General features: G+C 51.5%; 9 protein-coding genes. 7 read left to right on the top strand and 2 right to left on the bottom strand.

Annotated features, from left to right (window positions below; translation table 11 throughout):
• Window positions 1-170: 170 nt before the first annotated feature.
• Window positions 171-1,139 (top strand): sugar phosphate isomerase/epimerase family protein, encoded by a 969-nt coding sequence (locus JET16_RS13555; RefSeq protein ID WP_199616662.1) that lies wholly within the window; start codon window positions 171-173, stop codon window positions 1,137-1,139.
• 686 nt (window positions 1,140-1,825) lie between these two features.
• Here the strand turns inward: JET16_RS13555 and JET16_RS13560 are convergent.
• The gene (locus JET16_RS13560) at window positions 1,826-2,044 is read right to left on the bottom strand and encodes a hypothetical protein (RefSeq protein WP_199616664.1); all 219 of its coding nucleotides are present in this window, start codon (window positions 2,042-2,044) and stop codon (window positions 1,826-1,828) included.
• Between the two features lie 356 nt (window positions 2,045-2,400).
• Here JET16_RS13560 and JET16_RS13565 point away from each other — a divergent pair, with 356 nt between their 5' ends.
• A complete protein-coding gene (locus JET16_RS13565; RefSeq protein WP_199616666.1) occupies window positions 2,401-4,023 on the top strand; it encodes a nitrite/sulfite reductase in 1,623 nt (540 codons plus the stop codon).
• 100 nt (window positions 4,024-4,123) lie between these two features.
• Here the strand turns inward: JET16_RS13565 and JET16_RS13570 are convergent, their stop codons facing one another.
• Window positions 4,124-5,683 carry an IS1182 family transposase gene (locus JET16_RS13570; RefSeq protein WP_407673139.1) on the bottom strand — a complete coding sequence of 520 codons (1,560 nt, stop codon included), beginning with the start codon at window positions 5,681-5,683 and terminating at the stop codon, window positions 4,124-4,126.
• Window positions 5,684-5,883: 200 nt separating this feature from the next.
• On the opposite strand from JET16_RS13570, the gene JET16_RS13575 reads away from it, so the two are divergent.
• From JET16_RS13575 to JET16_RS13595, 5 genes are all read left to right on the top strand, one after another.
• Entirely contained in the window at window positions 5,884-7,659 is a 1,776-nt protein-coding gene (locus JET16_RS13575; RefSeq protein ID WP_233531541.1) for a cache domain-containing sensor histidine kinase, read from the top strand.
• Window positions 7,649-9,157, top strand: a complete 1,509-nt coding sequence (locus JET16_RS13580) for a response regulator transcription factor (RefSeq protein WP_199616668.1) — start codon at window positions 7,649-7,651, stop codon at window positions 9,155-9,157. Before JET16_RS13575 ends, JET16_RS13580 begins: the two co-directional genes overlap by 11 nt.
• Window positions 9,158-9,359: 202 nt before the next feature.
• On the top strand, window positions 9,360-10,694 hold the full coding sequence (locus JET16_RS13585; protein ID WP_199616670.1) for an ABC transporter substrate-binding protein: 1,335 nt from the start codon (window positions 9,360-9,362) through the stop codon (window positions 10,692-10,694).
• Between the two features lie 86 nt (window positions 10,695-10,780).
• Entirely contained in the window at window positions 10,781-11,659 is an 879-nt protein-coding gene (locus tag JET16_RS13590) for a carbohydrate ABC transporter permease (protein ID WP_199616671.1), read from the top strand.
• Window positions 11,649-12,533 (top strand): carbohydrate ABC transporter permease, encoded by an 885-nt coding sequence (locus JET16_RS13595; protein ID WP_199616672.1) that lies wholly within the window; start codon window positions 11,649-11,651, stop codon window positions 12,531-12,533. The genes JET16_RS13590 and JET16_RS13595 overlap by 11 nt, the downstream gene beginning before the upstream one ends.
• The last annotated feature ends 238 nt before the right edge of the window (window positions 12,534-12,771 follow it).

Below are 12,771 nucleotides of genomic sequence, written 5' to 3' on the forward strand. Positions count from 1 at the left end.
TTACCGGTGTTAGTGTACCCTCTTTCGAAGTATATTCAGGGCAGCCAGACCGCGAATAAAGGAAGGTTTGGTTGAAACATTGAAATAATGCAATTATGTATGAATTGGATGAATTTCAATGTTATAATTTGAGTTGGCGTCTCATTACATATTTCGGAGGTGCATGGCACATGAAATTAGGTGTTTTTACAGTACTTTTTGGTCAAAAACCGTTCGAAGAGGCACTCGATTACATTGCGTCCAAAGGGCTTGGAGCCGTTGAAATCGGCACGGGCGGCTGGCCGGGCAATGCGCATTGCAAGCCGGACGAGCTTCTTGCCGATGCGGGGAAGCTGAAAGCGTTCAAGCAGGCCGTTGAATCCCGGGGAATGATCATCAGCGCGCTCAGCGTGCACGGCAATCCGGTGCATCCTCAGAAGCAAGTGGCGAAACAATACCACGAAGATATTATCAAGGCGATCGACCTGGCCCAGCGGCTGGACGTTCCGGTCGTGAACACATTTTCCGGTTGTCCGGGGGACCATGAGGATGCGAAATATCCGAACTGGCCGGTCGCTCCTTGGCCGAACGAGTTCCAAGAAGTGCTCAAGTGGCAGTGGGAAGAGAAGTTGATTCCTTATTGGAAGGAAACGGGCAAGTACGCTTCCGACCGCAATGTGAAGATCGGCCTTGAACTGCACGGCGGATTCTCCGTACATACTCCGGCTACACTGTTAAGATTGCGCGAGGCGGCGGGCGAAGCGATCGGCGCGAATCTCGATCCGAGCCACTTGTGGTGGCAGGGCATCGATCCTGTGCAAGCGATCCGTATTCTCGGCCGCGAGAACGCGATTCACCACTTCCACGCGAAGGACACGACGATCGAGCAAAGCAACGTGAACAAGTACGGCTTGACCGACATGCAGTCGTACGCGCAAATGTTCGACCGCGCTTGGCAGTTCCGCACCGTCGGTTTCGGGCACGACCTGAAGACCTGGGCGGACATCATTTCCGCGCTGCGTCTCGTCGGTTACGATTATGTCGTATCGATCGAGCACGAAGACGGTCTCATGTCGGTTGAGGAAGGGTTTACGAAAGCAGTGGAAAATTTGCAGCAAGTGCTCATCCGCGAACCGTTGACGGAGATGTGGTGGGTGTAGGTTGAAACTGAGAGCCCTCGGTTGCCGTGTTTTTAGGCGGGTCGGGGGCTCTTTGTTTGCGTGCGGTCGCCGCGTTCCCGTTTCATCGCCTTTCCCGCTTTTTGCCCGGACAACTCCGCCGCCAACAACGACCCTTGTTTCACTCCGGCACAACGTGGTTCATCCGCGACTCACCTTGTCCCACTATGAAACAACTCCGCCGCCAACATCGACCCTTGTTTCACTCCGGCACAACGTGGTTCATTCGCGACTCACCTTGTCCCACTGTGAAACAGCACCGCCGCCACGACCGCTCCTTGTTTCATTCCGGCACAACGTGGTTCATCCGCGACTCACCTTGTCCCACTGTGAAACAGCACCGCCGCCACGACCGCTCCTTGTTTCAGTCCGGCACAACGTGGTTCATCCGCGACTCACCTTGTCCCACTGTGAAACAGCACCGCCGCCACGACCGCTCCTTGTTTCAGTCCGGCACAACGTGGTTCATCCGCGACTCACCTTGTCCCACTGTGAAACAGCACCGCCGCCACGACCGCTCCTTGTTTCAGTCCGGCACAACGTGGTTCATCCGCGACTCACCTTGTCCCACTGCGAAACAACAACGAGTATCACACCTCAAACCCCAACAGAACGCACGAAAAAAGGACGGCACATCGCCGCCCTTCGGTTTCAATCGATTCTTATTTTTAAAACTCGACGCCGATCCAAGTGAGCACCATAATCGCATCCGCGAACAGGAACGTCGCCAACACTACCGTGCTGAATGCGATGGCGAACTTATTTTTGTGGCTGATCGCCCGCACGAGTGCGAAAATGACCAGAATCGTAAACAAGATCATGAAAATATCGAAACCGTGAAAATTAACCGCAGCAGTAGTTGTCTGTTCCGTCGCTGCCAACAGCATCGTGGGCCCTCCTTCAAAAAACCGAAAAGTCTTCACAACATAGCTTATCAACCATATGTTACCCGTCCATCCCGCTGAATGCAAGAGGTCGGTCCCAGATGTAACGATTTTGTCAACATTATAATTCTTCGAAGTAAACCCACAACAAGCAAGACCGCATGTAGAGGAAGGTTTCCTTGCAACACCATAAGGCTGGAAATTAATTTAGTGTCCATTGCCTTTGGTGTTATAAGCTCTCCTTAGAGTAATTATAAATATTTGTTCATTGTCGATCAGGCTAGTCTGTGGTACGATGTTTTTATATCATACCATTACACTCGGAATTCTGCGCTTATTATAGGGAGGGTGCAACCAGCATGGCATACACACCGATCTGGGCGGAAGACACTTCGAAGCTGAATAAGGTCGAATTGTTGAAGCTTGAGAAAGACGGGTTGGACGTCATTCGTACGATTATTGAGGAATATGCGGAAAAAGGTTACGACGCAATCACGGAAGACGATATGAACCGCTTCAAGTGGGCCGGCGTATATGAGCAAAAGCCGAAAGACGGTCACTTCATGATGCGCGTGCGCATCAACGGCGGCGTCTTGACTTCGGATCAAGCGCGCGTGCTCGCCGGTATCGCACACGACTACGGCCGCGGACTGGTGGACGTTACGACGCGCCAAGCGATTCAATTCCACTGGCTGCGCGTCGAACAACTGCCCGATATTTTCAAGCGGCTCGAATCCGTCGGACTCTACTCTTACGAAGCATGCGGCGACTGTCCTCGAACGATCGTCGGGAACCCGCTTGCGGGAATCGATCCGAACGAGTTGATGGACACTAACGACATCGTGAACCAAGTGAACGATTTCTTCTTAATGAACCGGGATTTCTCCAACTTGCCGCGTAAGTATAAGATGTCTATTTCATCGAACATCTATAACAGCGCTCATGCGGAAATTCAATGCTTGGCATTCACGCCGGCAACGAAGAAAATTGACGGAGAAGAAGTGCTCGGCTTCCACGCTTGGGTTGGCGGCGGGTTGTCGGCGAAGCCGCATCTTGCGAAGCAGCTTGATATGTTCGTTCGTCCGGAAGAAGTATTGAAAGTCGCGGTCGGCGTAACGACCATCTACCGCGATCACGGGTACCGCGAGAAGCGTCACCATGCTCGTTTGAAGTTCCTCGTTGCCGACTGGGGCGCCGAGAAATTCCGCGACAAGCTCGTTGAATTGATCGGGCCGATGCCGGCTCGCGGCGAGGACAAAATCGCCGGCTGGAACGCGGCGTACTACGACGGCGTTCATCCGCAAAAGCAAGAAGGTTACAGCTTCATCGGACTCAGCGTTCCGGTCGGACGCCTCAACGCCGATGAATTGACCGAGCTTGCCCGCATTTCCGACGAATACGGCAAAGGCGTCATCCGGACGACGGTTTCGCAAAACATCATTCTCCCGGATATCCCGAACGAGAAGGTCGAAGCCGTGCTGCACGAGAGCGTGCTCCAGCGCTTGACTCCGTTCCCGTCCCGTTTCATAAGCCGTACCGTCTCTTGCACAGGCAACGAATTTTGCAACCTTGCCGTTGTCGAAACGAAAGAGCGCGCACGCACAGTCGCCGAATATTTGGACGCCAACGTCGAGCTTGACGAAGAAGTCCGCATTCACTTCATCGGATGCCCGAACGCTTGCGGCCAGAAGCATATCGCCGATATCGGCCTCCAAGGCGCTCTTGTCAAGACGCCGGAAGGCATGGTGGACGCATTCGATATCGCCGTCGGCGGCACGCTCGGACCGAACGCGCAGTTCAACCAAGTGCTCAAGGGACGCGTGAAAGGCGACGACGTCGGCGAAGTGCTCGCCAAGCTGATCTTGTTCTACAAGGAAAACCGCAGCAGCGAAGAAGAATCGTTCCATCAATTCTTCACGCGCGTAGGAACCGAGCCGTTCCAGGCAATGCTGTCCGATTTCATCAACGCGAAGATCGCGTAACGGAATATATCGTCAAACGGGGCTGTCCCAAAAGTGGTAAACATCCAATGAGGGATAGCGATTTTCACGGTAAGAGTATTAAAAACGGTCGATCAGGGACTTATTCCTGACCGACCGTTTTCATTTTTTGGCTCATTGTCGCTCGCTTGAGCAAATTGTGGGCGAGCGAAAGCCACCCGACCTCCTGGCTCACTTTTGGCAAGCCTCGAAGCAGGAACCGCCGGAATCCCCGGTTGTTCTTCATTTGCCCGAATACACTTTCAACTTCGATCATACGCCGGACCGAAAGCTCACGGCCCTCTTCGCTGCGGAGTTTTTCCCTAGCCTTGGCCTTATATTGAAGGTAAGCCAAGCTCACCTGAATCTCTCGGTTTCCTTTCGCCTTGGTGCAGAGATCCTTCAATGGGCATCCTACACAGTCCATGCTTCGGTAATGGCGTATCCGCACCTCATATCCGCTCTCGTTTTTCTGTTTGCTCTCTCGCAGGAAAGGGAGCGTTCGTCCGTTCGGGCACAGCCAAGTATCTGTATCTTGTTGGTAGGTCCAGTTGTCGATTTTGCTTATGTCTTGCTTCCACGCTTTCGAGTTCTCTTTGTGAAAGGTGTTGTACTTGACTAGTGCTTCGAGTTCTTCCTTCTCCAGGTAGGCGTAGTTCTCTTCACCGCCGTAACCGGCATCCACAATAATGGTCTTCGGCAGTTTTCCCAGATTGGCCTTTATTTTCTCCAAGTGCGGGATGAGGCAGCGGGTATCCGTCGGCCGTTGGTGCAGCGAGTAGCCGACAATGAACTGATTTTCCGTGCCGAGTTGCACATTGTACCCCGGCTTGAGCTGGCCGTTGCGCATATGGTCTTCCTTCATGCGCATAAAGGTCGCGTCTGGATCGGTCTTGCTGTAGCTGTTGCGCTCACCAAGCAGCTTCTGCTGAAGTTCATACTTCTGCTGGCGGGGGAGCAGGTCTTTGCGCAACACGCGGACCGCCTTCTTCACCGGCTTATTCTTCGGCTCTTCCTTCAGCTTTTGCTCCAGCCGCGTAACGGCCTTCTCCAGTCTCTCGCTGGTTAATTCGCTAGATTCGCCGAGTTCAGTCAGATCCTTGCCGCCGTGTTCCGCGTCCTCCAGCAACTCCTTCTGCTCAATCTCGGCGAAGAGCGCTTTGACTTTCTCCTGTAGTTTGGCCTGTTGTTTTACCACCGCCTTGCCCCAGACGAAGGTATACCGGTTCGCATTCGCCTCAATCTTCGTGCCGTCCACAAAGTAATGCTCAAGCTTAACGTAGCCTTCTTCCGCAAGCAGCTCCAACACCGCCGTGAACACTTTCTCCAACACATCTTTCATCCGTTCGGAACGGAACCGGTTAATGGTACGGAAATCCGGGCGCTGCCGGGCAGCAAGCCACATGAAGGGAATGTTCTCTCGAACGGCCTTAGCGATTTGACGGGAGGAGTAGATCCGCTGGGTGTAGGAGTAGATGACGACCTTCGTCATAAGTTTGGGGTGAAAGCTAGGGCGACCGCCTCCCGTGTAGGCAGCTTCAAAAATCCCGTCGTCGATACGATTGACGGTGTCGTTAATTACACGGGCGACGTGATTCTGAGGAATATCCTCTTCCAGGTCCATTGGCAGAAACAGTTGGTCCATGGTATATTGAGTAAACAAAGAAACCTCTCCTTTTGTAATGGTTGCTCGACACTTCCATTTTACCAAGGAAAGGTTTCTTTTTGTTTACAAAATTGAAAGAGGGGCGTCCCTCAGTCATCTACGATGACTTTTGGGACAGCCTCTTTTTTTGTTGCGAAAATTTTCCCCCTCCCCGATAATGTGTGTTACAGACGATGGTCAGAAGGGAGCGATGGTAGTTGATCCCTAGATGGCGCACATTTTTCCGTTCCATTACTGGGCAGCTATTCTTCTTGTTTTTCATCGGCATGATTATTCCCGTCGCGGCGGGAGGCTATCTCAACCACCGTCAGTCGACCGCGATCGTCCAGGAGCAAGTCGGCAACGTCGCATCGGTAACCGTAACTCAAGCAAGCGACAAAGTGAATCTCATCCTTAAAAAATTGGAAGACTGGTCGATGTTTATTCTCGGCAATCAGACGATCATGGAAGCGCTGGAAGCGGACGATGTGGACCGGGACAGCTTTGAATACTTTCAATTAAGCAACCAGGCTTCGGAGCTGCTGTACTCCATCTTTATCAACTCCAATGAAATAATGGATATATATATTTTCGACGTGAACAAACAAAACAATATTTTCAGCTCCACGGCGAATGTAACGGGCCATTGGGATGACGATTGGTATCGTCAAATTATTGAGGCGGACGGCAAACCGGTATGGTTCGGACTTACAAACAAATCCTTCCTCAAGCGCGCGGATATCGGCATCCCGGTATTCGGCCTCGGCCGTACGGTGAAAAACAGGTATAACGGCAAGCTGTTGGGCGTTCTATTCATTGAAGTGCGCGGGACGCACCTGACGCAAGAGCTTCAGAACGTAAAATTCGGAGAAACCGGTTATACGTTTGTCGTTGATCAGAACAACAACTATATTTACCACCCCGATCAGCGGCAGTACGGCAGAGCGTCCGCATTCGACTTGTCCCCGAATGAGCACCGTGTTGAACTCGACGGGCGCGAGCTGCTTGTCATCCCTAAACGCCTTATGAACGGCTGGTATGCGACGGGGATCATTCCTATCGAAGAATTGCTTCAAGATTCCAAAGAAATCGGACGTTTGACCGCGATTATCCTTGCCTGCTCCGCCGTATACGCCTTAATAATAGGGGTAATTGTCACTACGAAAATTGCGAGGCCGCTTGTCCACTTGAACCGTCTGATGAGGCGGGGAGCGTCAGGAGATTTGAACGTCCGCAGCCGTTTTCTCGGCGCTAACGAGATCGGCCAGCTCGGCCGGAGCTTCGACCGGATGATCGAACAAATCCGGCTGCTGATCATTCAGAAAGAAACGGAAGAAGCCGAGAAAATGAAGGCTGAAATACGCGCGCTCCGGTATCAGATCAACCCTCACTTTTTATACAATACGTTAAATACGATCCGGCACTTGGCCCGCTTTCAACGTACCGACGATGTAAGCCGTTCCATTGCGAATTTAATACCGCTTTTGGAAGCCAGCATCGAGCGGGACGGCACGTTCGTCCCCTTGGGCGAGGAATTCGATTTACTCAAGAAATACATGGTCATACAGCAGTACCGGTACATCGATAAACCACTGTCGCTTCATATTCATTGTCCCGATGAACTGCATTCGATCCTGATACCGCGCATGCTGCTGCAGCCGATCGTCGAGAACGCGATCTTTCACGGACTCGCCCCTAAAGACGGCGCCGGGACGATTGCTATCGACGTATGCAGAGACAACAACGACATTCTGATTAATGTGGTTGACGACGGCATCGGGATCGAGGCGGAGAAACTCCCGCAGCTGCTTCAGCAGAGCCAAAATCATCTGCGCGGGATGACGAAGATCGGTTTATTTCATGTTCATCAGACGCTGCGATTGTTCTACGGACCGCAATACGGGCTAAAAGTGGAAAGTACGTATGGGGAAGGCACGTCGATCATACTTCGATTGGCGGGGGCCCCGCCGAAGGAGGAGCGAAATGCCATATAACGTTCTTATTGTCGACGACGAGCCGTTGGCGAGAGCGGGGCTTCGCGCCATGTACGACTGGATATCCAACGGTTTTCAAGTCGTAGGGGAAGCTTCCGACGGAAAGAAAGCGCTTCAATTGATGGAAAAGGTGCATGTGGACATCGTCATCACCGATATTGCGATGCCTGTGATGGACGGATTGGAATTTTCCCGGGAGGCCCGTCGCAGGTATCCGGAAGCAAAAATACTGCTTCTCAGCTGTCATAACGAATTCGATTACGCCCGCGAAGCGATGCGCTTCGGCGCATCCGATTATTTGTTGAAAGCCAAGCTGGAGCCGGAAGATTTGCACCGTTCTTTAATGCAAATTTATAACCAGCTTGTGCGGGAAAGAAGGAGCGCCGGTGAACGTTCCTTGCTCTCCGCATTGGACAACATCAACGATTGGCGGGCTTCTTCGGGCGGCCATACCGGAGAATACGTCATCGCTGTATGCGTCCCTGTATCCTTAAAGACCGGGCTGGACGCACGCTCCGAAGCCGGTCTGTACGAACGGATGACCGGCATTTATTATCGCGAGCTTCCTGACGATTTCGCCGTAAGATACGGCAGCCGGCAGCTGGTGCTATGGATTTCCGCCAAAGTCGAAAGCGCCGCATGGGAGAAAATATGCCGGCTTCACCTTCTCTGGAACAATGGACACATACCGAGCACGATCGGGCTCTCAGCCGTATACCCTACCCGGGACGGCATTCGCTCTGCGTTCTTTGAAGCGGCGTCCGCGGTTCAGCGCCAATTTTTCGAAGGCGACGGCCGAATATATAAAGCTCCGGTGCGCTCCGCATTCGCTCGGAGAGATCCGGCAAAATTTCAGGAGTGCAAGAAGGCGCTCAAAAACGCGCTTAACGAAGGCTTCACCGAGAAAGCATATGAATTGCTGGTGAAGATCGTTTCCTGTTGGAACGAAACATGGACTCGCGAAGATGTGATAGGGCAAGCGAAGGAATTGGTTCACGTGTTCTTATCCGCCGACCGCGATCCGAAAGCTAAGTTAGCGGAAGAATTGGAAGCGGTCGACCGCTGCCGGCATATTGAGTCGTTAAAGGCAAGTTTGTTCACGCGTCTCGACCGCCTCTTTCCCAAACATGAATGTACCGGAGATTATCATAGCAAAGCGATCGCCAAAGCGATCGAATTCATTAAAACCCATTACAAAGACGACATTAGTTTGACCGACGCCGCCGCCCACGTGTCGATGAGCCGGAATTACTTCTGCGAACAATTCAAAAAGCACACCGGCCTCACCTTTATAGATTTCGTCACCGGCGTTCGGATGAACGCCGCCAAACGGCTGCTTCAAGACCAGCAGTGCAAAATATACGAAGTGGCCGAGCAATGCGGATTTAACGATGTAAAGCATTTCAGCAAACAATTCAGAAAAGTATTCGGCCAATCCCCGAAAGAGTTCCAAGGCAAGTTTGGGCAGCTGACAGACGGCAAGAACATATCTCCGTAATTAACGGAAATCAACTTTTCAATAGTAATACTTAGTTTCCGCAAACCCTCTATGTAATATGTTAAACGTTTTCATATCTTTTCACGATTGATTCCGAAGAAAACACACCTTTTTTGAACTATTCCCCACTGACAGCCGTCAAATGCGCTTGCTAAAATAATCTTAGCAAGCGCTTTCAAATTCAATAATAGGGGGATTGGTTATGATGAAAATGAAGGTACTTTCAGCAGTCTTGCTAAGTTCTGTGCTTTTCCTTCAAGCATGCGGCGGTGGCGGCGGGAACAGCTCCGGCGGTGACGGCGGCGGCAGCGGTGGCGGCGGATCGGGCGAGAAAGTGAAAATTACTTGGTCGACCTGGGGCAATCCGGGCGAGCTTGGCCGCTTCCAAGAGTTTACTGACGATTTCAACAAGCGCCATCCCGACATCCAAGCGGAGCTTATCCCGATTCCGAACGACGGCTACGAGCAGAAAATGTTAACACAGCTGAGCGGCGGCACGGCTCCCGACGTCTTCTATTCCGGAGACGGCTTGATCTCGCAATTGGTTGCCAACGGCTCCGTCGAGAAGTTGACACCGTTCATGGAGAAGCCCGGCAGCGCGCTTGGCCCGAACGATCTGGTCGATGGTTTGTATGGTGCCGCCAAACAAGGAAGCGACGTATGGGGCTTGACCGTTGACTGTAACCCGATGCTGCTTTGGTTCAACAAGAAGGTACTGCAAGAAGCGGGAATTACCGAGATGCCGAACGACATCTACGAGAAGGGCCAATGGAATTGGGAAGCATTCAAGGCGATGACCGAGAAAATACAAGCGGCAGGTAAATACGGCTTCGTTCTCGATTCCTGGTGGGGGCCTTACTATAGCTGGGCGACCGTCAACGGCGGCAAAGTGTATGACGAGAATGGCAACTTCGTTCTTCATGAAGACACGAAGGGCAAGGAAGCGATGAAGTTCTTATTTGACAACATTAAAGCGGGCAACTTCACGTTCTCCGGTTCGCTTCCGAAAGGGCAAGGCGGCGACGCGATGTTCATGTCCAACCAACTCGGGTTCCTTGGTGCCGGCCGCTGGATGCTTCCGGTGTTCAGCAAGAACGACGCTCTTGAATACGACGTTGTGCCGTACCCGACGAATACGGGCAACAAGATGGAACCCGCCGCTATCCCGACTGCTTATCTCGTCATGAACAAAAACACCAAGAACAAAGACGCCGCTTGGATATTTATGTCGGAGTTCGTAAATAAAGAAGGTCAAACGTTCCGCCTCCAAGGCGGTGGCAATGCGGTTCCTTCCGTTCTCGGCGCGGACGATCTTGTGCTGGAAGGCAACGATCCGGAGCATGCTCAATACTTCCTTGACGCACGCGAAGTGGGTTATGCACTTTGGTTAGAGGAAGCTGCGGTTCCGGGCTTGGCGAACGAAGTGAAGACGAAGCTCGAAGAGCTGTGGCTGACGGACGTCGATTTCGAAGCCGGGTTGAAAAATGTCGCCGATTCGGCGCAAAAGAAAATCGAAGAATACAAAGCCGGCAAATAAGACATGAACAGCGATCATGAAGGAAGGCTGCGTGCCCTGCGCGCCTTCCTTTTGTTCCACCGATTATCCCAGAAGGAGGAAAGCTGATGAATAAACGTCGTTCGGATGCGTTATGGGGATACGTGTTCATCTTCCCGCAGTTGATTGGAATGCTTTGTTTTTCGCTCCTCCCGCTCATATTCGTGTTCGTGCTTAGCTCCATGAAGTGGGACGGGTTCGGGGCAAGAAGCTTCATCGGATTGGACAATTTTGTTTATATGCTGCATGACAAAGACCTGCATGTCGCTTTAAAGAATACGTTGTGGTACAGCCTGTTGTCGGTGCCGAGCAGTATCGTCATCGGATTGTTGGTGGCGTTGGCGCTTAACCGCGTAGCGGGCAAAACGGTATACCGCGTCATCTATTTCATGCCGACGGTTACCGGCACCGTGGCTGTCGCGATTGTGTTTATGTGGCTGCTGAACCCGGATTTCGGAATCGTGAACACGTATCTAAAACAATTGTTCGGCATAGCGGGACCGCGCTGGTTGACCGATCCGAATTATGTCATACCTTCCGTTTCGATCTTGAGTGTATGGCTCGGCATCGGTTTCAATATGGTCATATTTTTGGCGGGTTTGCAGGGAATATCAAAGTCGTATTACGAAGCGGCGGAAATCGACGGGGCGAACCGTATGCAGCAGCTGTGGAACATTACTCTTCCGCTGCTGTCTCCGACGACATTTTTTATTACGATTATCGCCATTATCAACTCTTTCAAGGTGTTCGACCAAATTCTCGTCATGACGGGCGGAGGCCCGGGCAATGCGAGCCGTGTGCTAGTGTTCCACATTTACGATTACGCGTTTCAAGATTTTGCATTCGGGAAAAGCTCCGCGGCCGCGGTGTTAATGTTCCTGATCATTTTGCTGCTAACTTTGATTCAAATGAGAATTTCGAGGCGGTGGGTGCATTATGAAGGCTAACAACGCAACATTTACCGATAGCAAACCACGATTGGCTGCCGCATTCCCTCTTCGCATCTCGATCGGAAGCATCGTCCTTCATACGGTGCTTATTCTCGGAGCTTGTTTGATGATTTTGCCGTTGTTTTGGATGGCGTCCAGCTCGCTGAAAGACATTTCGCAAATATTTTTGATCCCGCCGAAATGGATTCCCGATCCGTTCGTGTGGGGAAACTTCGAAAGATCGTTGAAAGCGCTCCCTTTCGACAAAGCGTATTTCAACAGTATATATATTGCCGTTCTCGTCGTCGTGCTCCAGCTGTTTACTTGTTCGTTGGCGGCGTTCGCATTTGCAAAGATAAACTTTCCGTACCGTGACGTCTTGTTCGTTCTGTTCGTCGCGATGCTCATGGTGCCTGAACAGGTTACAATCATTCCGCTGTATTTGATCATGAAAGAAATCGGCTGGCTCGACTCTCATCTGTCCATTATTGTGCCACCCGCTTTATTCAGCGCCTTCGGCGTATTCTTGCTGAGGCAATTTTTCAAGACGATACCGAACGATCTGGAGGAAGCCGCCATCGTGGACGGCGCCAGCTTGCCGACGATCTACTTCCGCATCATGCTGCCGTTGATTAAACCGTCGCTGTCGGCCCTTGGCATCTTTACGTTTCTGTACATGTGGAACAACTTCTTCCACCCGGTCATCTTCTTGAGCACGCCTGAATTGTATACGGTTCCTCTCATGCTGAATATGTTTAAAGGGCTGTATATTACCGATTGGACGCTCATGATGGCGGGCTCGACCATTGCGCTCGTGCCTGCGTTGGTCGCGTATCTGTTCACGCAGCGGTATGTGATAGAAGGTATCGCAATGACCGGTATCAAGGGGTAATATTTAATAGATTTTGCGGTGCGGGTGATGCTTTGGCGTCATCCTCTTTTTTTGCGGCAATGTAATGAGCATCCCGCCAAATTTCCCCCACAAAGGAGACGTCCTTCCACAGTTAATTTCTATCGTTCCTAGACATTATGCATTCCCTATATTAGCGCGTATTTCGACAATCTTTTAATACATTATCGCAATTATTTTGCCATTAAATCTCTTATCACTGCAACTAAATATATAGATT

The organism is Paenibacillus alkalitolerans (assembly GCF_016482785.1).
Classification (GTDB): domain Bacteria; phylum Bacillota; class Bacilli; order Paenibacillales; family YIM-B00363; genus Paenibacillus_AE; species Paenibacillus_AE alkalitolerans.